This window comes from Agrobacterium sp. SORGH_AS 787 (assembly GCF_030819035.1).
GTDB classification, from domain to species: Bacteria; Pseudomonadota; Alphaproteobacteria; order Rhizobiales; family Rhizobiaceae; genus Agrobacterium; species Agrobacterium larrymoorei_B.
On the sequence record NZ_JAUTBG010000002.1, the window covers coordinates 471,941 to 495,489 of the forward strand.

Here is a 23,549-nt window from a genome sequence, read left to right on the forward strand (position 1 = left end):
TTGTTAATTGCGCGCCAGAATGCGCTTGATGTCGTCCATGCAGGCCGATGCACCGCGGCCTTGCTGATACTGGTCGAGAATGCGGTGGATCGCCGTTTCTCGCTTCTTGCGTTCCGATGCCGCCGCCTTTGCCTGGTGGATCGCCTGTGGAATTGCGCCGGTCACGCCCCGCCCTCCAAAGCTTGTGCCTTCGCCTTTCGGTAGAGATGCAGAATGGAGGTGTGGTCGCGGCGCATGAAACGGGCGATCTGCGGGTAGGTCTTGCCCAGCGCATCGCGAAAATGCACCACCATCTCCATCCGGATTCTCACCAGCCAGCGCGCCCGCACATCGCTGCGCACCAGATGCAGCGTGGCGTCGGGGTATTTCTGAAGAAGGTGGCGCGCCGCATCCGCCATGCTGTCGCGCGCCCGGTATTCCAGCGGGCTGACGAGGCGCAAAAATCCGTCCACGCGGCTCGTCTGGATCAGGGTCATAGTCAGTTCGGTTTGCGGATAGCTCATCGTCTGTCGTCCTTGCCGATGCGGGTCTTTGAAATTTTCGATGGGTGCTGCGGCGTCCTCTTCATCGCATCCAGCGTCGCCTGCACCTGCGGGTCGAGAGAGCCATGCAGGAACCCGACCCTCGCCGGCGCCCCTGCACGCGCCTCCGCCACAATCGCTCGCACCCGCGCCTTCACCGCCGGATCAGCCCGCTCGATGGCAATCATCGCTCGCCTTTTCTCATCCGCCGCACGGTCGAACAGCCGCGAGGCTTCAATGCGCAGCGCATAGCGTTCGGCATGAAAAGGCGCGATGATGGCTCTGGCCTGCTTGCCGAACTCCGCACAGGTCGGCACGAACTGGCCGGTGTGGTTGGCAATCCGCCCGGCAATGAAGTCATTGGCCGCCTCGCACACTGCCCATTCCGGCAGATCGGCGCAGACCCCGCGAAACTCGCGGCCAAACGCCGCCACATCCATGCCCGGCTGCGGGCGAAACTGGCCGATCAGCCGAAGCGCCGTATCGCGAATGGTCTCCGGCGAACCGGGCGCAAGCAGCCGGTCGATCTCCTGCACCCGCAGGGCAATCTGCCGTGCACGCTCACGGTACCGCTCCGGCAGCCGGTCGAACTGATCCTTAGCAATGAGGTCAAACATCCTGAAACGCCTCCATCAACAAATCGCGGGATGATTTTTTCGGCGCGCGAGCGCCTTTGGAAAAATCGCCAGATTTTTCTTCTATGGGTGTGACTCTGGAAGCAGAGCCTTCGCTCTGCGGTCGCAATGCCTTCGCATCGGTCTTTTCTTTGCCTTTCCAGCGGGTTACGGCGCTATCTCTGGCTTTCGCCTTGCGCTCCATGGCCTTTTCGCGCTCGATCCGCAGGCGCTTCTGCACCCATTTCTTCCGCCGCTTGTCGAGCTTCCAGAACGCCATCACCACCGGCTTCATCGCCCGCCACTTGGCCGGCGAAACCTTGGCCTGCAGCGCCAGCAACTCGTCGTCATCGGCGAGCGAACAATCGGGTGAACGCCACGCCTGGAAGAGCAGCAGCAGATAGGCGCCATGCTGCTCGGTGGTCAGATGCACCGTGTCGGCGAGATAGGCATCGGTCCAGAACGGCATGAAAGGCAGATTAGCCATTGGCATTCTCCGCGCGCATCGGCGGCGTGCCCCAGGCATCTTTGCCGGGATGATACTTGATCACCGCCACATTCGCCGCCCGGCTCTCTTCGCGAAGCCGCGCAAGCTCGTTGTAAACATCCGCTTCCGTGCGCCCCAGAATGTAGGCGATCTCGGCTGTGTCATAGCCGGAGCGAAAAAGTGTCAGTGCCTTGCTCATGCGTGTTCCCGCTTCCTCGCCATCAGGCGGCAAAGTTCGCCTGCCGTCTGACGCGCAGGCGCAGACATGAGGCTTGGTCTTGGCAATGGTGAGTTCCGCCGCGCTTCAAAGCGCGGTCGAGAGCTGTGAGGCCGAAAGCTCAGCGCTTCCGTCCAGGGTTGTATCCCGACAAGCACGTCCAACCGTCCCCTTGGGACGGCAAAGGCTTCGAGGAAGGGTGGGTTGGGCTGACGGCCCGGGGAGGACAAGCCGCCAGCCCGTTTTTGATCGCCAGGGAGGAGGAGCGATCAAAATCTTCGATCCGGCGGCAGAACCACCGAAACGTGGACCTCAGTCATGCGGCGACCCATCGCCCATCAGGCCGCCAGTCGCTCGCCATTGATGCGGTCTACCTCGCAAAGAAGCTCGGCTTCGAAAGCCTCGAAATCGAAGCTTGTATCCTCATCGTCATCCGTCGCTACGGGCAGCATGCTGCTGGTGCCGTTGGTCATAGCCGCGCTGCCTCCTCGATTGTCAGCAGCCCGGAAACCGGGCGGGCAAAGGTCACGGTGATCTTGACCAGCGTGTTCCAGTCCGGCCCGCGCTCGATCAGATCGTGAAGCTCGTCCAGCTCCTCGATCGCGTGCTCGACATCGACGATACCGGCTCGGCTTCGATACTCGGCCACCGCCTTCCAGCGCGCCACGCCAAAGCCGGGCTTTTCCAGAACATCAGTCATCCTTCTTTCCTTCCCGGATTTCGACCGGCGTCACCGCTCCGCAAGCATCGCAGAACCGCTCGATCTGGTGTTCGATAGACAGCGGACGCCGGCATTCGCGGCAGCCGATATAGCTTGTCTGAAACGCGGCGCGGCGCGCCTGCGAAGATGCTTCGATACGGACAGAACTCATGCGAAGAGATCCTCCTTCAAGGTCAAAAGCCGCCTTTGCCCCGCCCCGATGCCGGGAGCAGCCAGCGCGGCGAAGGACACATCGCTCCTCCGCTCCGCTGCCTGCCGCTCACCAAAGACATCGGGGCGCAGGTCCAGACGAGGGACAAACCCATCCCCCGCCATTCGCAAGACAAACGCCGTTTCAACCGCAACCGCTTGTGCCGCGCCACCCTGCCCGGCCTCGGATTGCCGCCAGGAAACGGGCTGCTCGAAGCAACCCCTTGCCCCTGCAAGCCTGGCCCGAAAGCCACCGGCCTCAGCGGCCCATTCGGTGTGATGACGAAATCTATCCATACAAGAAAACTAGTAAAAATTCTGACGTCCGTCAACTAGTTTCCTTGTGTGCTTTTCCACAAGCGTTCTGGTAAAAACTAAGCCATGGGAATTATTGGCGAAAATCTGAAATCGATCAGGAAGATCAAAAATCTTTCGCAGGCGAAAGTTGCGGAACTGTCGGGTGTGAGCCAGCAGCTCATCTCGCAGCTCGAGACCGGCTTGACTGAAAAGACCACCGAGCTTCCCGCCCTTGCCCAGGCGCTGGGCGTCGGCATCCATGAGCTCGACCCATCCTACACGCCGGATGCGGAGGGCGTTCCCACCCTGATCGTGCCCTATCTCGCCTGGGTCAGCGCTGGCGCCATGATCCGCGACGATATTGCCGATGAAGCCCTCGGCCTCATCCGCGTGGCGGATTTACCGGCCTCAGGGGACTGGATTGCCTTGAAAGTCAGCGGTGATTCCATGGACAGGATCTCTCCGCCCGACTCCATCATCTTCGTCGATCGCAACGACCGCAACCTCGTTCCCAATGGCTGCTACGTCATCTCGGACGTGGAAGGCAACGCCACCTACAAGCGCTATCGCTCCGGCCCCATGCGCTTCGAGCCCGTCTCCACCAACCCGCAGCATGAACCGATCTTCCCGGACAACGACCCCATCATCGTCGGCCGCGTCCGCCGCTCGATCATCAATATGTAACCCAAGCGGGCAAACGCTCTCCCCGACCAAGCGGGTCAACTGCGCCGCTTGACAGCCACCATCCCTCACAGCCAGCCTAGCATTAAAACTGATTCTTTCTTTGTTCTCATTTATACTAGTTTTCTTGTTGACCGTGATACTAGTATCATAGTAGAAATCGATCTGCGTTCGGGCACGCAATTGACGACCCAAACGGAGTAACCCGGCCCCGGGAAGGCAGCGAAGACGAGGATAATCTCCCATGACCGTGCCTGACGACATTATTGGAAGAGACGAAATATTGCTCATCGTCACCCGCTGGCACGATGGCGATACGGTTCTTCTGGAAATGCCGGTGCGCGTCTACAAGGCGCAGGAGATCCAGGCCCTGATCGACGAGACCACCTCCGAAAACTGCACGGTGATCGGCGTCGATCTCTATGACGTCACGGCCAAAAAGGGCATGTCCATCGCCGACGATTTCGATATCCGCCCTTTTGCCGAACGCGAGGAAGACCGCAAGGAACATGATGCGCGGCACGAGATGGCAGAGCAACGCCGCCTGCGGCACGGCACCGGCCTTTACAACACCCTGAACCACACGCAGCAGGGCATCCAGTCACGGGCATAGGCAGCCTTACCAAGCACGGGCCAACATCCCCGCGACACAGATACTCTCGCGGAAGCGAGCCAGGAGCCAAGAGCCAAGAGCCAAGAGCCAAGAGCCAAGAGCCAAGAGCCAAGAGCCAAGAGCCAAGAGCCAAGAGCCAAGAGCCAAGAGCCAAGAGCCAAGAGCCAGGATGTCGCTCCGGGTCGCAGCCGCGCAAGATGTCCCGATTGTTGCTCCGGGGCTACAGCATTTCGCCGCCAATACGCTATCGATAGCGGCATTAAAGCCCAGGATACTTCCGATGAAAACCACTGTCTTTGCCGCCGCCGCTTTTGTTCTTGCCGCAACCTCTGCAATTGCTGCGGATGCGGTCTCGGACGTTCCCGCAGCACCGGTGGCGATTGAAAACCCGGCCTTTTCCTGGACCGGCTTTGACGCAGGTATTCAGGTTGGATATGGCTGGAACAAACAGGACATCCTCGGCATCGCACCGTCCGGCACGGTGAGTGCCGATTTCAACACCGGCATGGCAGGCGGCTTCGCAGGCTATAACTACCAGTTCTCCAACAACTGGGTCGCAGGCATTGAAGGTGATTTCGAAGGCAATTGGGGCGATGGCAAGCTCACGGTTCTCGCGCCGGACTTCTATCAATATGGATTTGATTGGCAGGGTTCGGTCCGCGCCAAGGTCGGCTATGCGGTTGACCGGGCGATGGTTTACGGCACGGCAGGCTGGGCGATCGGCCGCGGCTATATGACGGTCCCCGGTGCTGGCACCGAAAAGGAAACCTTCAACGGCTTCACCGTCGGCGCTGGCGTCGATTACGCCTTCACCGACATGATCTTCGGCCGCGTCGAATATCGCTACACCAATTTCGGCGACCAGAATTACGACTACAACGCCGGCCCGCTGCTGAACTCCGATATCGACCAACACGGCGTCCGCCTCGGCCTCGGCGTAAAATTCTAAGCCATATCGTTATTCACGATGCGGGCCGGGTAACGGGCGCTCTCGGTGGAACCGCGGCACGCCAGAAGACGCGACACAATCTGGGCCTCATCTACGAGCTGGCCTATTGCGCGTCGTCTCTGCCCCACCCACTGCCGTCATCCTCGGGCTTGACCCGAGGATCCACCTTTTCAAAGACTTAACAGCAATCCGGCGCTGCGCCACCCGCACGACGGGCTCTCAAGGAAATGAATTCTCGGCTCTGGGCCGAGAATGACGGAGGAGAGTGTGACGCCCCCTCACCCCTTCACCGGCCGCGGGTTCCCCGCATCATCCACCGCCACCATGATGAACACGGCCTCCGTCACCTTGTCGCGGGATTGCTGCGAATAGTGGCGCGTCCAGGCTTCGATCTTCAGCGTGATCGATGTGCGACCCACCTTCTCGATGCGGGTATAGACGCACAGCGTATCGCCGATCTTCACCGGCTTCTTAAAGACGATCTCGTTGACGGCAACCGTCACGGTGCGGCCGCCCGCCACGTCATTGGCGCGCACGAAGGCGGCAAGGTCCATCTGCGACATCACCCAGCCGCCGAAAATATCCCCGGCAGGGTTGGCGTCGGCCGGCATGGCCAGCGTGCGCAGGGTCAGTTCCATATCGGGGGGCGGTTGGTTGTTCATCAGCATAAACCTCTTGATCGCGCGCCTCCCGGTGTCGCGATAGCCTATTCGCTGACCATTGGAAAAGAGCGATTTCGTCTTGGCTGGTCTTCATTTCCAGCATGTCGCCCAAAATCAGGAAACGGCGTTCGAAGTCCGCCCACACCAACAATAATTCACATTAAAATACAGTCAAAAACCAAAACACGACAATTTACCAAGCTTCGCTAAGGTTTCATTAACTATAACGGCTCAGCTTCTTAATTCATTAGGTTAATTTCATATACTTCCAGATGCAGGGCGAGGCTCGAAAATGGCATATGACTGGAGTGGGAATGACATCAAACAGAGGCATTACGACCGCCTGATCGTGGTCGCGTTGCTGGCCATCGTGTCGATTGCGGTGACGGCACCTTTCATGCTTCGCTTCGAAACACAGACACCGAATGGAGGGCGGATCGAAACCCGCTCCCCGGTCGTCATGGAAGACATGCGCTCTATTCAGCTCGCGCGGTCGTAACCAGATCTAGATGCAGAACGCGCGGTGACAGCACCTGCATCACCGCGTCCGAGCGGCCGATATAGACCACGGCAGTATCCTTCATGCCGCTCAGCACCTCCACCAGCCGGTCGATGGTGTGCTTCTCCAGACCTTCCAGCAGATCGTCGATGAAAAGCCAGCGCGGCTTCAACAGCAGCGCATTGGCGACCCGAATACAGGCCTGTTCGTCGGAATCGAACTTCTGGTCCCAGCGAATATTGTCGTTCATCCGCGGAATGATGTGGCCAAGGCCGCAGGCTTCCATGGCGGCCAGAAACTCTTCTTCGGTGAATTTCTGCGGCGCACGCGGATAGGAGAGAATTTCGCGCAATGGCGCCGCCGGCATATAGCCGTGCTGGGCAATGAACAGCGTCTCCTCGCGCGGCGGCATGGTGATCTTGCCGCTTCCCCAAGGCCACAGCCCGGCAATCGCCGCAAAGAACAGCCGCCGGTTCACACCATGCTCTGCGTCGATCATCACCCTCTCGCCAACGGTGATCTCGACAGGGGCCTCACGCAGCTTGAAACTGCGCGTCATATCCTTGCCCCCGGCTTCCGGGCTGATTTCCACGGATGACAGCCGCACGATCTCGGTTGCGGAGCGATCGAGCTCGATGGCGTTCTCGTGCCGCTCGATGCTGTCCATCTGGATCAGGGCGTTGCGGAAGATCGACACGCGTTGCAGCGTCGCCTTCCAGCTGGCAATCGGGCCGAAATTTTCGATATACCAGCGCAGCGCCGTATTCACCTGGTTGAAGGCGCCCACCGCCATCATCAGCCCGCCGAAGGTCAGGTTGCCGGAGAAGTAGACGGGCGCCGCGATCAGGATCGGCGCGACGATGGCAAGCCAGCCGTAACCGGCAGACACCCAGGTCAGATGCGTCAGCCCCATGGCGAGCCCCCGAATCACGGCAAGCACCGCGTCGATATCCTGGCGGATGCGGTGCCGCTCGTTCTTCTCGCCGCGCGAAAGGGTGATGGCCGTCAGATTTTCGCTCGCCCGCATCAATGAGAAGCGCAGCTCCGCTTCTTTAGAATAGCGCTCGGCGTTGAGCGGCACCAGCCGGTAGCCGACAATGTTGGAAAGCAGCGAGGCCGATCCCGCATAGAGAAGTGCCGCCCAAACCATATAGCCCGGAATCGCCACCATCTTGCCGCCGATCTCGATGGCAAAGCCGGCCGAGAGCCCCCAGAGAACGCCAATGAAGCTGACGAGAATAATGGTGGCGTTGACGAGACCAATGGCAAGTGCCGTGCTGCTTTCGGCCAGGTTGCGCACATCCTCATGCAGGCGCTGATCGGGGTTGATGGAAATGGTGCCGAAGCTTGCAAGCTTGGCGGCGCGGCCGGGCTTCAGCCACTGCTCCACCATGTCCTTGGCCAGCCCCTCGCGCATGCTCAGCGCCGTCATCTGGTTCAGCCATGTCTGGAAGACGTTGAGAAGCAGCAGGCACCCGGCGATGATGGTGAAGACTTCCAACTGATGGAGGAAGGCACCGAGATCGCGCCGCTCGAGCGAATTATAAAAGGGCGCGTTCCATTCGTTCAGCCTCACCTGGCCATAGGCTGTGACAAGGATAATGGTCAGTAGGCCGCAGGCCAGAAGGATCAGCCGTCCTCGCACCGGAGATGTCCAGAAGGCACTGCCCATCATCCGCATCTGCGCTCTGAAATTGAGATCGAAGCGCGCGTAAGCAGCCATCTCCTCCGGAGAATTTCCTTGCGTTTTCAACTCATTGCCACTTTCTAAAATCGTAGAATCGCGCAGGCTGACAGAGATGAAGTCTCCGCCCTTGCGATGACAGCAATATCACTAAGCCGATACTTGTCCACATAACCCCACGGACACCCCTGACGCGCCCTTTCAGATCCCGCGGCGACGAATGCGCGACAGCGCCGAAATGTTCCTTGCTTTATTCGCGTGCATTGCACAAAGTCGATGCAACAGAGGGGGCGGAACAATCCGCAAATGCCGGTAAATAAGGTTATACATGTCGATCAAGGCGAGCATCTATCATCTGACGCATTACAAATATGACCGGCCGGTCCGCCTTGGACCCCAGATTATCAGACTGAAACCGGCGCCGCATTCGCGCACCAAGGTCATCAGCCACTCGCTGAAGGTCACGCCCGCCAATCATTTCGTCAATCTGCAGCAGGATCCCTACGGCAACTTCCAGGCCCGATTCGTCTTTCCCGATCCGGTCACCGAGTTCAAGATCGAGGTCGATCTCGTTGCGGATATGACGGTCTATAATCCCTTCGATTTCTTCGTCGAGGAAAGCGCCACCAAATGGCCTTTCGATTATCCGGACACGCTGAAGGACGATCTTTCGATCTACAGGACGCCGGAGGAAACGGGACCGCTGTTCGATGCGCTGATGGCCACCATCGACAAGACCCCGGGCCAGACGACGGTCGATATGGTGGTCGGCATCAATGCACGGCTTCAGCAGGAAATCGGCTATGTCATCCGCATGGAGCCGGGCGTGCAGACGCCGGAAGAAACGCTCGCTTCTGGAAAGGGCTCCTGCCGCGATACCAGCTGGCTGCTGGTCCAGGTGCTGCGCCGCCTTGGCCTTGCCGCACGCTTCGTCTCCGGCTACCTCATCCAGCTGGCACCGGATCTGAAGGCGCTGGACGGTCCGTCCGGCACGGAGGTGGATTTCACCGATCTTCACGCCTGGGCGGAGGTCTATCTGCCGGGTGCCGGATGGGTCGGTTTCGACCCGACATCGGGGCTTCTGACCGGCGAAAGCCATATTCCGTTGTCCGCCACACCGCATTATCGCAACGCAGCGCCTATTTCCGGCGGTTATTTCGGCCAGGCCAATACGGAATTCGCCTTCGACATGAAGGTCTCCCGTGTTGCCGAACATCCGCGCATCACCAAGCCCTTTTCGGATGAAAGCTGGGAACAGCTGGATGCGCTGGGTGAGACGGTGGATCGGGTGCTGAAGGCGCAGGACGTGCGCCTCACCATGGGCGGCGAGCCGACTTTCGTTTCCATCGACGATTTCGAATCCGAAGAATGGAACACCGGTGCGGTCGGGCCCACCAAGCGGCAGAAGGCCGATATTCTGATTCGCAAGCTGCGTGAGCGCTTCGCGCCGAATGGCTTCCTGCATTACGGTCAGGGCAAGTGGTATCCGGGCGAGAGCCTGCCGCGCTGGACCTTCTCGCTCTATTGGCGCAAAGATGGCAAGCCGGTCTGGCGCAATGCAGATCTGGTGGCCCAGGAAGGGCACGATACCGGCGTCAGCTCCCCGGATGCCAATCGGCTTCTCACCTCCATTGCCGGCCATCTCGGCATAGAGCCCGATCTGGTGTTGCCGGCCTATGAAGATCCGGCGGAATGGCTGATCAAGGAAGCCAACCTTCCCGACAATGTCGATCCGTCCAACTCCAAACTCAAGGACCCGGAAGAGCGCAACCGCATCGCCCGCGTCTTCGAACGCGGCCTGACGGAACCGACCGGCTATATTCTGCCCGTCCAGGCATGGAACGCACAAAGCTCCGGTCAGAGGCGCTGGGTCAGCGAGCGGTGGAAGACACGGCGCGGCAAGATCTTCCTGGTGCCGGGCGATAGCGCCGTCGGTTACCGCCTGCCGCTTGGAACGCTCCCCTATATTCCGCCGTCGGCCTTCCCTTATATTCACGAGGCAGATCCCTCCATCCCGCGCGGCCCGCTGCCGGATGCCTTGCCGCCTTCGGCCCATGCCCCATCGCCTTCGGCACGCAGTATGCCGGAAGCCTCGTTCCAGGCGGGCGATGCGCCCAATCCCGGCCGCAACGAGCAAGTGATCAGCGATATTGCCGGCACGGTGCGCACCGCGCTTTCCGTCGAAGCACGCGATGGCAGGCTCTGCGTCTTCATGCCGCCGGTCGAACGCATCGAGGATTATCTCGATCTCATCGCATCCGCCGAGGCTGCCGCCACCGATCTCGGCCTGCCCGTCCATATCGAAGGCTATGCGCCGCCGCATGACGAGCGGATGAACGTCATTCGCGTCGCCCCCGATCCTGGCGTCATCGAGGTCAACATCCATCCGGCCGCAAGCTGGAAGGAATGCGTCGATATTACCACCGCTATCTATGAGGATGCCCGCCAGTCGCGGTTGGGCGCCGACAAGTTCATGATCGACGGTCGCCACACCGGCACCGGCGGCGGCAACCATGTGGTCGTCGGCGGGGCAAACCCCAATGACAGCCCGTTCCTGCGTCGTCCCGATCTGCTGAAGAGCCTCGTGCTGCATTGGCAGCGCCACCCCTCGCTCTCCTATCTCTTCTCCGGTCTCTTCATTGGCCCCACCAGCCAGGCGCCGCGTATCGACGAGGCGCGTCATGACAGCATGTACGAGCTGGAAATCGCCATGGCGCAGGTGCCGGCTCCGGGCGAAGGCGCGCCCCCCTTGCCCTGGCTGGTCGATCGCCTGTTCCGCAATCTGCTCGTCGATGTCACCGGCAACACCCACCGCTCCGAAATCTGCATCGACAAGCTGTTCTCGCCGGATGGCCCGACGGGTCGCCTTGGTCTTGTGGAGTTCCGCGGCTTCGAGATGCCGCCGAATGCGCGTATGTCGCTTGCCCAACAACTGCTGGTGCGCGCGCTGATCGCCCGCTTCTGGCAGAACCCGATCGGCGGCAAGTTCGTCCGTTGGGGCACGAGCCTTGCCGACCGCTTCATGCTGCCGCATTATGTCTGGGCGGATTTCCTCGATGTTCTGGCCGATCTTCGCCAGCACGGCTTCGATCTGAAACCGGAATGGTTTGCCGCCCAGCTTGAATTCCGCTTCCCCTTCTTCGGCGAGGTGGAATATGAGGGCTCGAAGCTTGAACTGCGCCAGGCGCTTGAGCCATGGCATGTGATGGGCGAACAGGGCGCCATTGGCGGCACGGTGCGCTATGTGGATTCCTCCGTCGAGCGCCTTCAGGTTCGCCTCGAAACGACCAATCCCAGCCGCTATACCGTCTCCTGCAATGGCCGCGCCGTGCCGTTGAAGCAAACGGAAACCTCCGGCGTCTCGGTCGCGGGCGTGCGCTTCAAGGCGTGGCAGCCAGCGGCCGGCCTGCATCCTGCCTTGCCGGTCAACACGCCTTTGACATTTGATATTTATGATACATGGTCGAACCGTTCGATCGGCGGCTGCATCTATCATGTTGCCCATCCGGGCGGGCGAAACTATGACACCTTTCCCGTCAATGGAAACGAGGCGGAAGCGCGGCGTCTTGCCCGTTTCGAGCCGTGGGGCCATACGGGCGGCCAGTTCACACTGTGGCCAGAAGCCGTGTCGCCGGAATTTCCGTTGACACTCGATCTGCGACGCCCGCAAGGAGTATAAGGTGGCGAAGACACCGGCAACGGAACGCAAGACCGGAGAAACCGGCATGGGCTCCATGCTGGCTTATCGCGCGCTGCCGGGTGTTGCCGATGAAATGCTCGACATAGATGGACATATCCGTCCCGTCTGGCAGCCCTTCGTCAATGCGCTTTCGCGCATGGACGAGCGCGAGTTGCACGACCGCTTCTCGCGTACCGACCGTTATCTGCGCGATGCTGGCGTCTTCTACCGCGATTACAGCGCGCAAAGCGGCGGCGGCAGCAGCGAACGCAACTGGCCGATCTCTCACGTGCCGGTGCTGATCGACGATGCTGAATGGCAAGTCGTCTCCAAGGGTCTGATCCAGCGCGCCAATCTTCTCGAAGCGGTGGTCGCCGATATCTATGGCGAAGGCCGCCTGGTGCAGCAGGGATACGTGCCGCCAGCGCTGATTGCCTCCAACCCGGAGTTTCTGCGCCCCATGGTGGGCGTCAAACCCGCGAGCGGCCATTACCTGCACTTCTGCTCCTTCGAGATCGGACGCGGGCCGGATGGCAACTGGTGGGTTCTGGCAGACCGTGCGCAGGCTCCCTCCGGCGCGGGCTTCGCACTGGAAAACCGCGTGGCGACCACGCGTGCCTTTTCCGATATCTATGCCGAGGCACATGTCCATCGCCTCGCCTCCTTCTTCGGCGCGTTTCGCGATACGTTGCAATCGCACCGGCAGCATGTGGATGACCGCATCGCGGTCCTGACGCCTGGCCCTGCCAGCGAAACCTATTTCGAACATGCCTATATCGCCCGCTATCTCGGCTTCATGCTGCTGGAAGGCGAAGACCTGACGGTCGTCAATAACCGCGTCATGGTGCGCACCGTTGCCGGTCTCAAACCCGTCGGCGTCTTGTGGCGGCGTCTCGATGCATCCTATGCCGATCCGCTGGAACTCGACCAGAACTCCCATATCGGAACGCCCGGCATGGTGCAGGCGCTGCGCGCCGGTTCGCTCAACATGGTCAATGCGCTCGGCAGCGGCATTCTTGAAACCCGCGCTCTGCTCGCCTTCATGCCCGCCATCTGTCGCCATATCCTTGGCGAAGATCTTGCCATGCCATCGATCGCCACATGGTGGTGCGGTCAGCCGACCGAGCGTGAGCAGGTGGCCCGCAATATAGAGCGCATGGTCATCGGCCCCGCCTATTCGCGGCTGCCCTTCTTCGACGATAACGGCCAGTCTGTGCTCGGCTCCACCTTGCGCGAAACCGCCAAGGATTCGATCAGCGACTGGTTGGCAACCGACGGCCACAAGCTCGTCGGTCAGGAAGTCGTGACACTTTCCACCACGCCCGCTTTCGTCGACGGCAAGCTGGTGCCACGGCCCATGAGCCTTCGCGTCTTCGTCGCCAGAACCCAGGATGGCTGGCAGGTGATGCCGGGCGGCTTTGCCCGCATCGGTCGCAGCAACGATGTCGCCGCCATCGCCATGCAGGCTGGTGGCCGCGCGGCCGACGTCTGGATCGTCAGCGACAAGCCGGTGGAGCGCACCACGCTTCTGCCGCCGGAGGAAAACTTCATCCGCAATATGCCGGGCAGCTTGCCAAGCCGTGCGGCTGATAATCTCTTCTGGCTTGGCCGTTATATCGAGCGGTCCGAAGGGGCGCTGCGGATCCTGCGCGCCTGGCATGCACGCTATGCCGAATCCGCCGATCCGAAGCAGCCGCTGCTCGCCCATGTCACGGACTATCTGGAAACCGTCGATATCGACGTGGAAGAGGCCATCCCTTCCAGCCTGATCGCCAATATCAACAGCTCCATCTATTCCGCCAGCAACATTCGCGACCGTTTCTCGCCGGATGGCTGGCTGGCGCTGAACGATCTGGCAAAGACCGCGCGCCGCTTCCAGAGCAAGATTCATGCAGGTGATGACGCCACCCATGCCATGACCATTCTGTTGCGCAAGGTCGCGGGCTTTGCCGGTCTGGTGCATGAAAACATGTATCGCTTCACCGGCTGGCGCTTCCTGGCCATCGGTCGCTATCTGGAGCGCGGCCTGCACATGACGCGGCTCCTGGCCCATATGGGCGGGCCCGACGCGCCGGATGGCTCCTTCGACATGCTGCTCGAAATCGGCGACAGCGTCATGACCCACCGGCGCCGTTACAATGTGAATACCGCCGCACTGACCGTCATGGATCTTCTGGCGCTCGATCCGCTCAACCCGCGCTCCATCCTCTTCCAGCTGAATGAAATCCGTGCCGAGGTGGAGCAATTGCCCAACGCCTTCGTCAACGGCCAGATGTCGCCTTTCTACCGGGAGGCGATGCGCATTCATTCCACCCTGGCGGTCATGACCTCGGAAAATCTCTCCGGCGATGTCTTCCGCCAGTTGGAGAAGGATCTCGAACGGCTTTCCGATATTCTCGCGCAAACCTATCTCGGATAGTCGATGCTTTACGATCTCTCGCTGCATATGGGCTATCTCTACGACACGCTGGCGTCCGGCGCACGCCACATCATCCGTGTCACCCCACTCTCGATTCCAGACAGACAGAGGCTCGTCGCCTCCGCTCTCACCGTCTCGCCGGTGCCCGAAGAGCGCACCGTCTTCAACGATTTCTTTCACCAGAGCGCCACCTCGATCTATCTCAGAGCTCCGCATGACAAGCTCGACATCCGCATGCAGGCCCGTGTTCAGGTGGATAGCCCGTCGCTGACGGCCGATCTCTCCCCGCAACTCGATAAGCTCCAGGCCGAGCTTTCCAGCATCAACTCGCTCGACCCGCAGGCCCCCCACCATCTGGCAGGGGCAAGTCCGCGCATCGGTGAAGATGCGGCGATTGCGGCCTATGCCCGCGAGACGGCAAAGCCCGGCATGACGGTGCGCGAAATCGCCTTCGCGCTGTGCAAGCGCATCTACAAGGATTTCAAATATGATGGCGAAGCCACGACGGTGGATACGACACCGGGCCAGGCCTTCAAGCTGAAGCGCGGGGTCTGCCAGGATTTCTCCCACATCATGATTTCGGCACTGCGCAGCCTCGGCATTCCGGCCGGCTATGTCAGCGGCTTCCTGCGCACCATTCCCCCACCCGGCAAGGAGCGGCTGGAGGGCGCAGACGCCATGCATGCCTGGGTGCGCGTGTGGTGCGGCGAAGCGGACGGCTATATCGAGCTCGACCCCACCAACGACATCGTTGCCGGCGGCGACCACATCGTCGTCGGCTACGGCCGCGACTATGCCGATGTCGCCCCCGTCATCGGCGTGTTGAAAAGCTACGGCAACCAGAAGATCACGCAAGCGGTCGACGTCGTTCCGGTTAAGGCATGAGGCGGTAACGAACGCTAAAGCTATCCGTTCAGGACGATTGGAAAGATGGGGGTGATCAAACTTTAGCTCGGCCCGGTATTCAAAATGGTGGCCCGCGTGTCTTCGATCCATCCCCCATCGCCGGCAAGGGTCCCTACCCGAGCCGGCGCTTCTTTTTCTCACAAGAAGAAAGAATAGTCATAAGACAAGCATGTCGTGCAAAAGTGGTCACCGGTTTTGCGATAACGGCATGCGACAAAACAACGACCTCAAGCTTAAAGCGCGAATCTAAGAGATCGCGACACGCTTTAAAGGGTAGATATCCTCGCGCAACCAGCCCATTGCGCGCAATTTACTTAAAATCCGGCAATCCCCATTACCTGATTGTCCATGAAGCCGAGGTAAACTCGCAGGCGGTGACACGGATTGTTGGGCTAGGCAATGAGATTGATCAGGGCGCTTCTTGCAAATCGGCAAGGCAATTTCGCGATGATGACAGCCATCATCGCGATCCCGCTTTTCTATGCGGCGGGCAGCGTAATCGACCTTGCCATGGCTCACAAGGAGAAGGAAGTCATTCAAAACATTGGCGATAGCGCGGCTCTTGCGGGTGGCGCGATCTATGACGGGACAAACTCGGCTGCCTCGATCGCCACGGCTAGGCAGTTCGTGGAAGCCGAGAAAGGTCGCCTTAGAGCGGGCACGAGTTTCGATGTGAAGATGGTCGGCCAGACGATCCAGGTGACGATCGAGAGCAAGCACGACAACAGCTTCATGCAAATGGCGGGGATCGCCACTATCGATCTCAGTACCAGATCGGAAGCGATCGCTCCCATGAAACCGAAGACCATCAACTTCAAGCCGAATAAATCGCAAGGATACTACTACAAGAAAGTCACGGTGCGGGTTGTAAGACCGGGAAGTACGGTCGAGACCATTCTGGGAACGATCGACTATCAGCCGACGACCCATGACAATGGCGGTCAGGGGATCATGACCGTCCGGCCCACACAGACATTCGATCTCGGCAAATACACCAAGCTCGTGCTTCAGATGGACATCAAATATGACGGATGCGCAATAGGGCAAAGAGCAACTGTCGTCGGATTAGCCGTGAAATGCAGTCTGAGCGACGACCCGGCAGACGCGCGATACAATCTCGTCCTGCGCACGGACGAACCGTCCACGAGCTACTATCTCTTTGTGGAAGGAAAGCAGCTTCCTAAAGGGGTGGAAAGCCCGCTCTCATCCATTCTCGTCTGCGACAAAACCACCAATCACGCCTGGGAAGACGGCGGCGGCTTCGCACGTCAGGACTTTTTCTACACCGTCACCACGACATGCGCCCCTAATGGCAAGTTCGTCCGTCTGACGAAGTGAGTGGAACACTCTCACCCTTGAGGAACTGTAGAGACAGTTCTGGCGGTTCGGACGCTATCGAGGCAGTGCCCCCACCATCTGGCAGCGGCAAGTCCGCGCATCAGTGAAGATTCGGCGATTGCGGCCTATGCCCGCGAGACGGCAAAGCCCGGCATGACGGTGGATACGACACCGGGTCAGGCCTTCAAGCTGAAGCGCGGGGTCTGCCAGGATTTCTCCCACATCATGATTTCGGCACTGCGCAGCCTCGGCATTCCGGCCGGCTATGTCAGCGGCTTCCTGCGCACCATTCCCCCACCCGGCAAGGAGCGGCTGGAGGGCGCCGACGCCATGCATGCCTGGGTGCGCGTGTGGTGCGGCGAAGCGGACGGCTATATCGAGCTCGACCCCACCAACGACATCGTTGCCGGCGGCGACCACATCGTCGTCGGCTACGGCCGCGACTATGCCGATGTGGCGCCTGTCATCGGCGTGTTGAAAAATTACGGCAACCAGAAGATCACGCAGGCGGTCGACGTCGTTCCGGTCAGTTGATCGCCCTTAGGATCCGCTTGTAACGTTTCCTCGCAAAGGGGTAAACGCTACAAGATCTGCAATCAAGAGTTTCATGAAACAGAAAAACTGCAGGCAAAAAGCGTCAAAATCATAATTATTTTCAGATAAAATGCCTTTTTAACTCAAACCAAATTCACTGAATTAGGGAAGCATCAATAAAGCGGCAGTAAGGCTGTGCCTTTATAGATCAAGGCGGTAGTCTGGGGGATGGCCGAACGATGATTGCACGGGCATTTAAAACTTTACTCGCCGACAAGCGTGGTAATTTCGCAATTCTGACAGCACTTGGCCTGCCGCTGCTCTTCGGTGCGGCCGGTGCCGGCATGGAAGCAACACGCGTCATGCAGGTGAGAAACGACATGCAGACCGCGCTCGACAGCGCTACGCTCGCAGCAGCAACACATGCTCGTCTTGATGAGGGTCGCAAGACCGATCAGGAGTATGCGGACGAGGTCAAGAAGTTTGTCGAAGATTATATGAAGGGCAAGGATGACAAAGACTCAGAGGAAGACAAAGCCAAAATCGATGTGACTGCGAGCCGTAACGACAATAAAAAGGGGACAAGCTTCAAGATTTCCGGCTCGGTCAGCCGTCAGGTGCCTCTCAATCCGCTGATCGGCTTCATCGGTGTCGATACCGTCACGATCTCCGTCAGCAGCACGGCCGAAAGCAGCTTCAGCAAGGGTGCTGCTCTCTCCCTCTATCTGATCCTCGATCGCTCCGGCTCTATGTCCTTCATCACCGATACACTCGATAAGTCAAAGAAGTACTGCGACAATTATACGGAAAAATCCTGGCCGAAAGTGGCCTTCACCACGCCCTGCTACGTCAAGAAGATGGCGTCGCTGCAGGCAGCCGTCTCCTATCTGGTGGACACGCTCAACAAGGCGGATCCGTCCTATAAAGAGAAAGCCCACCCGGAATCGGAACTCATCCGCACCGGCGCCGTAGCTTATAATTCGGAGACCTTCCCTGCTCAGAAGCTCGACTGGGGCACCTCGGCCGCCAAGAACTATGTCGACTCCATTCCTCAGGTACCAACGGGAGGCACCAACGCCTACCCTTCATTGACGATCGCCTTCGATGCGCTCAAGAGCGCCAATCCGAACGAGCGCTCGCAGCATGACAGCAAGGGTAACAAGATGTTTGAGCGCTATATCTTGTTGATGACCGATGGTGAAATGAGCAGCTCGACCATCGACGGACAGGTGCGTTCCATTTGCTCTTCGATCAAGGCCGATGGCATCAAGATCTTCACCGTGGCCTTCATGGCACCGGACAAGGGCAAGTCTCTGCTGAAATATTGTGCCAGCAGCCCGGACAATTACTTCGAGCCGGATAATATGGAAGAGATCGTCTCAGCCTTCGGCGAGATCGCCCGCAAGGCCGCGAGTGTCCCCACCCGCCTGACGAACTGACATCCGATCCACTCGATAAATTTGCAAAGCGCGTGGCGAAAGCTGCGCGCTTTTTGCCTTTTCCAAGAGCGTTTTTGCCACCGCTCTGGCCCCTTTCTAGGCAATCGCTTCTCTTGCAAAAAGGGCTGTTGCCACAGCCGCTTATCGATGCATAAACTGCAATCGAAGCAGTGCAGCATGTCGTGTAACCGCAGGGCAATTTGCGATCGCGACATGTGACAATGAAAGGATCGAAAGCGTGACGAACCGCTCCCAAGGATCGCAACGCGCTTTGATCGACAGACGACATCAGGCCCTCTCCTCCCATCAAGGTGCTGACGACCCATGATCAATAAACTCGCCACCAACGATCTTCCTCGCCCCGCCCCGCGCAGTTCCGAACCGGATGTGCTTGCCTCCGAAATCATCGAGCGCCTGACCTACCGCATCGGCAAGGATGTAAAGGTGGCAAAGCCACATGACTGGTTGACGGCCACCATTCTCGTCGTTCGCGACCGCATCATCGACAAGTGGATGGAATCCACCCGCAAGGCCTATCAGAACGATTCCAAGCGGGTCTATTATCTGTCGCTGGAATTCCTCATCGGCCGGCTGATGCGCGACGCGATTTCCAATCTCGAACTCATGGAAGAAATCCGCCAGGCGCTGACCTCGCTTGGCGTCGAGTTCGACGTGATCGCCGCGTTGGAGCCGGATGCAGCCCTTGGCAATGGCGGCCTTGGCCGTCTCGCCGCCTGCTTCATGGAATCCATGGCCACTGTCGATATCGCCGCCTATGGCTATGGCATCCGTTATGTCCATGGCCTGTTCCGCCAGCAGATGGCCGATGGCTGGCAAGTGGAACTACCAGAGACCTGGCTTGCCCATGGCAACCCCTGGGAATTCGAGCGGCGCGAAAGCGCCTATGAAATCGGCTTCGGCGGCTCGGTGGACACGATCGGTGGCTATGAAGAGCCGCAGCGCTTCCTCTGGAAGCCTGCCGAGCGCATGATTGCCATGGCCTATGATACGCCCGTCGTCGGCTGGCGCGGCACCCGCGTCAATACGCTGCGCCTCTGGTCGGCCCAGCCGATCGACCCGATCCTGCTCGACGCCTTCAATGCCGGCGACCACATCGGCGCGCTGCGCGAAAGCAACAAGGCCGAAGCACTGACCCGCGTCCTCTACCCGGCGGATGCCAACCCGGCCGGCCAGGAACTGCGCCTGCGCCAGGAATATTTCTTCTCGTCCGCCTCGCTTCAGGACATTCTGCGCCGTCACCTGCAGCAATATCCGGATTTCACCAATCTACCGGACAAGGTCTCCATCCAGCTCAACGATACGCATCCGGCCATCTCCATCGCCGAGCTGATGCGCCTTCTGTGCGACGTGCATGGCCTGGATTTCGAACAGGCCTGGACGATCACGCGCGGCACCTTCTCCTACACCAACCACACGCTTTTGCCCGAGGCGCTAGAAAGCTGGCCGGTGCCGCTGCTCGAGCGGCTTCTCCCGCGCCACATGCAGATCATCTACGCGATCAATGCCAACACCCTGATCTTCGCTCGCAAGGAAAAGAAGCTGACGGACGGTCAGATCCGCTCGATTTCGCTGATCGACGAAGGCGGCGAGCGCCGGGTGCGCATGGGCAACCTCGCCTTTATCGGCTCGCACTCCATCAACGGCGTGTCGGCACTTCATACCGAGTTGATGAAGGAAACGGTCTTCTCCGACCTGCACATGCTGTTTCCAAGCCGCATCAACAACAAGACCAACGGCATTACCCCCCGCCGCTGGCTGATGCAGTGCAACCCAGGCCTGACAAGCCTGATCCGCGACGCGATTGGCGACGCTTTCATGGACGATGCCGAGAAACTTCTCGATCTCGACCGTTTCGCCGAAGATTCCAGCTTCCGCGACAAGTTTGCCGAGATCAAGCGGCAGAACAAGGTGCGCCTTGCCAGCACCATCGCGCAGCGCATGGGCATCCGCGTCGACCCGTCCGCGCTCTTCGATATCCAGATCAAGCGCATTCACGAATATAAGCGCCAACTCCTCAATCTGATCGAGGCGGTTGCTCTATACGACCAAATTCGTTCTCACCCGGAACTCGATTGGGTTCCACGCGTTAAGTTCTTTGCCGGTAAGGCCGCGCCGAGTTATCACAACGCCAAGCTTATCATTAAGCTCGCCAACGATATCGCCCGCGTCATCAATAACGATCCGGCAGTGCGTGGGCTTCTGAAAGTGGTATTTGTTCCGAATTACAATGTTTCGCTGGCGGAAATCATGGTTCCCGCGGCCGACCTCTCGGAGCAGATTTCCACCGCGGGCATGGAAGCATCCGGCACCGGCAACATGAAATTCGCACTCAATGGCGCGCTCACCATCGGTACCCTCGACGGCGCCAATGTCGAGATGCTCGAGCATGTCGGCGAAGACAATATCGTCATCTTCGGCAAGACCGCCGATGAAGTCGCGAAAGCCCGGGCCGAAGGCCACAACCCCCGCGCCATCATCGAAAATTCGGTCGAACTGTCCCAGGCTGTGTCATCGATCGCATCCGGTGTCTTCTCGCCGGATGATCGCTCGCGCTTCACCGGACTAATGGACGGTCTCTACAACAATGACTGGTTCATGGTTGCCGCCGATTTCGATGCCTATGCGCAAGCCCAGCGCGATGTCGACACCATCTGGAGCAACCCCTCCAGCTGGTATGAAAAAACCGTTCGCAATACTGCGCGCATGGGCTGGTTCTCGTCCGACCGGACGATCCGCCAATACGCCACCGAAATCTGGAGAGCCTGATGAAAAAACCGCTCAATTCGGCCGAAGATAAAACCTTCAATCCCATACCCACGGCCGAAATCGAGGCAATCAAGAGCGGTTTGCATTCCAATCCTTTTGCAGTGCTCGGCGTCCACCAGACGCCGGGCGGTCTTGTGGCGCGCTGCTTTATCCCAGGCGCCGACGAAGTGACGGTGATGACTTTAGACGGAAACGTTGCAGGCGAATTGACCCGCGTCGACGCCGACGGCTTCTTCGAAGGTCCGATCACGATTTCCAAACGCCAGCCCGTGCGGTATCGCGCGCTTCGCGATGATGCCGAATGGGCCGTCACCGACCCCTATAGTTTCGGCCCGGTTCTGGGTCCGATGGACGATTATCTGGTGCGCGAAGGGTCGCATCTGCGCCTCTTCGACAAGATGGGCGCACATCCCCTGAAGCTTGAAGGCGTCGAAGGTTTCCATTTCGCCGTCTGGGCGCCGAATGCGCGCCGTGTTTCCGTCGTCGGCGATTTCAACAATTGGGATGGCCGCCGCCATGTCATGCGCTTTCGCAAGGACACCGGCATCTGGGAAATCTTCGCACCCGATGTCTATGCCGGCTGCGCCTACAAATTCGAAATCATCGGCGCCCATGGCGAGCTTCTGCCGCTGAAGGCCGACCCTTATGCGCGCCGCGCCGAGCTTCGCCCGAAGAATGCCTCCGTCACCACGCCGGAACTCGTGCAGCAATGGGAAGACGAGGCGCACCGCAAGCATTGGGCCAGCATCGACCAGCGTCGCCAGCCGATCAGCATCTATGAGGTCCACGCGGCCTCCTGGCGCAAGCATCAGGACGGCTCCATGCTGACCTGGGACGAACTGGCGGCCCAGCTCATCCCCTATTGCGCCGACATGGGCTTCACCCATATCGAATTCCTGCCCATCACCGAACACCCCTACGACCCCTCATGGGGCTACCAGACCACCGGCCTTTATGCGCCGACCGCCCGCTTCGGTGAGCCGGAAGGCTTTGCCCGCTTCGTCAATGGCGCCCACAAGGTCGGCATCGGCGTCCTCCTCGATTGGGTGCCTGCCCACTTCCCGACCGACGAGCATGGCTTGAAATGGTTCGACGGCACCGCGCTCTATGAGCATGCCGATCCGCGCCAGGGCTTCCACCCGGATTGGAACACCGCGATCTACAATTTCGGTCGCGTCGAGGTCATGTCCTACCTCATCAACAACGCGCTCTACTGGGCGGAGAAATTCCATCTCGATGGCCTGCGCGTCGATGCGGTGGCCTCCATGCTCTATCTCGATTATTCCCGCAAGGAAGGCGAGTGGATCCCCAATGAATATGGCGGACGCGAGAACCTGGAATCGGTGCGCTTCCTGCAGAAGATGAACACGCTGGTCTATGGCAACCATCCGGGCGTCATGACCATTGCGGAAGAATCCACCTCCTGGCCAAAGGTCTCCCAGCCCGTGCATGAAGGCGGACTTGGCTTCGGCTTCAAGTGGAACATGGGCTTCATGCACGACACACTGAGCTATTTTGCCCGCGAACCCGTGCATCGCAAGTTCCACCATCAGGAACTGACCTTCGGTCTGCTCTATGCCTTTACCGAGAATTTCGTGCTGCCGATCTCGCATGACGAAGTGGTGCATGGCAAAGGCTCGATGATTGCCAAGATGCCGGGCGACGACTGGCAGAAATTCGCCAATCTCCGCGCCTATTACGCCTTCATGTGGGGCTATCCCGGCAAGAAGCTGCTGTTCATGGGCCAGGAATTTGCCCAGTGGAGCGAATGGAGCGAGAAGGTCTCGCTCGACTGGAACCTGCTGCAATATCACATGCATGAGGGCATGCGCCGCCTGGTGCGCGATCTCAACTTCACCTACCGCTCCAAGGCCGCTCTTCATGCGCGCGACTGCGAGCCGGAAGGCTTCGAATGGCTGATGGCCGACGATCACGACAATTCCGTGCTGGCATGGCTGCGCCGTACACCGGGCGAAAAGCCGGTGGCGGTGATCTCCAACCTGACGCCGGTCTATCGCGAGAATTTTTACGTGCCACTTCCGGCTGCCGGACGCTGGCGCGAAATTCTCAACACCGATGCCGAGATCTATGGCGGCACCGGCAAGGGCAATGGCGGGCGCGTTCAGGCAGTGGATGCCGGTGGCAACATCGGTGCGACGCTGACACTTCCGCCGCTCGCCGTCATCATGCTGGAGTTAGAGAACTGATTTCGCTTCCCGTCGCAGGGACGTGAGGCCGACAAGAATGAAGACGTGGTGGAAACCTTAAAAACTTCCTGCACGTGTAAGACACAGGGAACAGTGGTACTTTATG

At 59.5% G+C, this 23,549-nt stretch carries 22 protein-coding genes and 1 pseudogene; 12 read left to right on the forward strand and 11 right to left on the reverse strand.

Going from position 1 to position 23,549, the window contains the following annotated elements; genetic code table 11:
* Window positions 1-3: 3 nt before the first annotated feature.
* The 9 genes from QE435_RS11785 to QE435_RS11825 all read right to left on the reverse strand — a co-directional run bounded on the left by QE435_RS11785 (window position 4) and on the right by QE435_RS11825 (window position 3,046).
* Window positions 4-165: a hypothetical protein gene (locus QE435_RS11785; RefSeq protein ID WP_349041488.1), complete on the reverse strand. Its 162-nt coding sequence runs from the start codon at window positions 163-165 to the stop codon at window positions 4-6.
* Complete coding sequence (locus tag QE435_RS11790) at window positions 162-503, reverse strand: hypothetical protein (RefSeq protein WP_349041489.1); 342 nt, start codon at window positions 501-503, stop codon at window positions 162-164. The genes QE435_RS11785 and QE435_RS11790 overlap by 4 nt, the downstream gene beginning before the upstream one ends.
* Complete coding sequence (locus QE435_RS11795) at window positions 500-1,138, reverse strand: hypothetical protein (RefSeq protein ID WP_349041490.1); 639 nt, start codon at window positions 1,136-1,138, stop codon at window positions 500-502. The genes QE435_RS11790 and QE435_RS11795 overlap by 4 nt, the downstream gene beginning before the upstream one ends.
* Window positions 1,131-1,622: a DUF1376 domain-containing protein gene (locus QE435_RS11800; RefSeq protein WP_349041491.1), complete on the reverse strand. Its 492-nt coding sequence runs from the start codon at window positions 1,620-1,622 to the stop codon at window positions 1,131-1,133. Before QE435_RS11800 ends, QE435_RS11795 begins: the two co-directional genes overlap by 8 nt.
* Window positions 1,615-1,821 carry a hypothetical protein gene (locus QE435_RS11805; protein ID WP_296101212.1) on the reverse strand — a complete coding sequence of 69 codons (207 nt, stop codon included), beginning with the start codon at window positions 1,819-1,821 and terminating at the stop codon, window positions 1,615-1,617. The genes QE435_RS11800 and QE435_RS11805 overlap by 8 nt, the downstream gene beginning before the upstream one ends.
* A 356-nt stretch (window positions 1,822-2,177) precedes the next feature.
* Complete coding sequence (locus tag QE435_RS11810; protein WP_349041492.1) at window positions 2,178-2,312, reverse strand: hypothetical protein; 135 nt, start codon at window positions 2,310-2,312, stop codon at window positions 2,178-2,180.
* Window positions 2,309-2,539: a hypothetical protein gene (locus QE435_RS11815; RefSeq protein ID WP_349041493.1), complete on the reverse strand. Its 231-nt coding sequence runs from the start codon at window positions 2,537-2,539 to the stop codon at window positions 2,309-2,311. The genes QE435_RS11810 and QE435_RS11815 overlap by 4 nt, the downstream gene beginning before the upstream one ends.
* Entirely contained in the window at window positions 2,532-2,711 is a 180-nt protein-coding gene (locus QE435_RS11820) for a hypothetical protein (RefSeq protein WP_306934353.1), read from the reverse strand. Before QE435_RS11820 ends, QE435_RS11815 begins: the two co-directional genes overlap by 8 nt.
* The gene (locus QE435_RS11825) at window positions 2,708-3,046 is read right to left on the reverse strand and encodes a hypothetical protein (protein WP_349041494.1); all 339 of its coding nucleotides are present in this window, start codon (window positions 3,044-3,046) and stop codon (window positions 2,708-2,710) included. Before QE435_RS11825 ends, QE435_RS11820 begins: the two co-directional genes overlap by 4 nt.
* An 84-nt stretch (window positions 3,047-3,130) precedes the next feature.
* Here QE435_RS11825 and QE435_RS11830 point away from each other — a divergent pair, with 84 nt between their 5' ends.
* From QE435_RS11830 to QE435_RS11840, 3 genes are all read left to right on the forward strand, one after another.
* Complete coding sequence (locus tag QE435_RS11830; RefSeq protein WP_306934355.1) at window positions 3,131-3,730, forward strand: LexA family transcriptional regulator; 600 nt, start codon at window positions 3,131-3,133, stop codon at window positions 3,728-3,730.
* A 241-nt stretch (window positions 3,731-3,971) separates the two neighbouring features.
* Window positions 3,972-4,340, forward strand: a complete 369-nt coding sequence (locus QE435_RS11835) for a hypothetical protein (RefSeq protein ID WP_349041495.1) — start codon at window positions 3,972-3,974, stop codon at window positions 4,338-4,340.
* A gap of 280 nt (window positions 4,341-4,620) precedes the next feature.
* Window positions 4,621-5,289: a porin family protein gene (locus QE435_RS11840; protein WP_309771735.1), complete on the forward strand. Its 669-nt coding sequence runs from the start codon at window positions 4,621-4,623 to the stop codon at window positions 5,287-5,289.
* A 278-nt stretch (window positions 5,290-5,567) separates the two neighbouring features.
* On the opposite strand, the gene QE435_RS11845 is transcribed toward QE435_RS11840, so the two are convergent.
* A complete protein-coding gene (locus QE435_RS11845; protein WP_306934358.1) occupies window positions 5,568-5,951 on the reverse strand; it encodes an acyl-CoA thioesterase in 384 nt (127 codons plus the stop codon).
* A gap of 292 nt (window positions 5,952-6,243) precedes the next feature.
* Here QE435_RS11845 and QE435_RS11850 point away from each other — a divergent pair, with 292 nt between their 5' ends.
* Entirely contained in the window at window positions 6,244-6,450 is a 207-nt protein-coding gene (locus QE435_RS11850) for a hypothetical protein (RefSeq protein ID WP_309771737.1), read from the forward strand.
* On the opposite strand, the gene QE435_RS11855 is transcribed toward QE435_RS11850, so the two are convergent.
* Complete coding sequence (locus QE435_RS11855; protein ID WP_306934360.1) at window positions 6,428-8,173, reverse strand: ABC transporter ATP-binding protein/permease; 1,746 nt, start codon at window positions 8,171-8,173, stop codon at window positions 6,428-6,430. The genes QE435_RS11850 and QE435_RS11855 overlap by 23 nt on opposite strands.
* A gap of 289 nt (window positions 8,174-8,462) precedes the next feature.
* Between QE435_RS11855 and QE435_RS11860 the strand changes: the two genes are divergently transcribed.
* From QE435_RS11860 to glgB, 8 genes and pseudogenes are all read left to right on the forward strand, one after another.
* Window positions 8,463-11,813, forward strand: a complete 3,351-nt coding sequence (locus QE435_RS11860; RefSeq protein WP_309771738.1) for a transglutaminase family protein — start codon at window positions 8,463-8,465, stop codon at window positions 11,811-11,813.
* A gap of 46 nt (window positions 11,814-11,859) precedes the next feature.
* Window positions 11,860-14,232, forward strand: a complete 2,373-nt coding sequence (locus tag QE435_RS11865; protein WP_349042846.1) for a circularly permuted type 2 ATP-grasp protein — start codon at window positions 11,860-11,862, stop codon at window positions 14,230-14,232.
* A gap of 3 nt (window positions 14,233-14,235) precedes the next feature.
* Window positions 14,236-15,117 carry a transglutaminase family protein gene (locus tag QE435_RS11870; RefSeq protein WP_349041496.1) on the forward strand — a complete coding sequence of 294 codons (882 nt, stop codon included), beginning with the start codon at window positions 14,236-14,238 and terminating at the stop codon, window positions 15,115-15,117.
* Between the two features lie 468 nt (window positions 15,118-15,585).
* A complete protein-coding gene (locus QE435_RS11875; RefSeq protein WP_349041497.1) occupies window positions 15,586-16,476 on the forward strand; it encodes a pilus assembly protein TadG-related protein in 891 nt (296 codons plus the stop codon).
* Between the two features lie 45 nt (window positions 16,477-16,521).
* Window positions 16,522-17,010: pseudogene (locus QE435_RS11880) on the forward strand (transglutaminase family protein); the annotation flags it as partial.
* A 239-nt stretch (window positions 17,011-17,249) separates the two neighbouring features.
* Window positions 17,250-18,449: a TadE/TadG family type IV pilus assembly protein gene (locus QE435_RS11885; RefSeq protein ID WP_349041498.1), complete on the forward strand. Its 1,200-nt coding sequence runs from the start codon at window positions 17,250-17,252 to the stop codon at window positions 18,447-18,449.
* 324 nt (window positions 18,450-18,773) lie between these two features.
* A complete protein-coding gene (locus QE435_RS11890; protein WP_306934364.1) occupies window positions 18,774-21,236 on the forward strand; it encodes a glycogen/starch/alpha-glucan phosphorylase in 2,463 nt (820 codons plus the stop codon).
* Window positions 21,236-23,443, forward strand: a complete 2,208-nt coding sequence (gene glgB, locus QE435_RS11895) for a 1,4-alpha-glucan branching protein GlgB (RefSeq protein ID WP_349041499.1) — start codon at window positions 21,236-21,238, stop codon at window positions 23,441-23,443. Before QE435_RS11890 ends, glgB begins: the two co-directional genes overlap by 1 nt.
* Window positions 23,444-23,549: the final 106 nt, after the last annotated feature.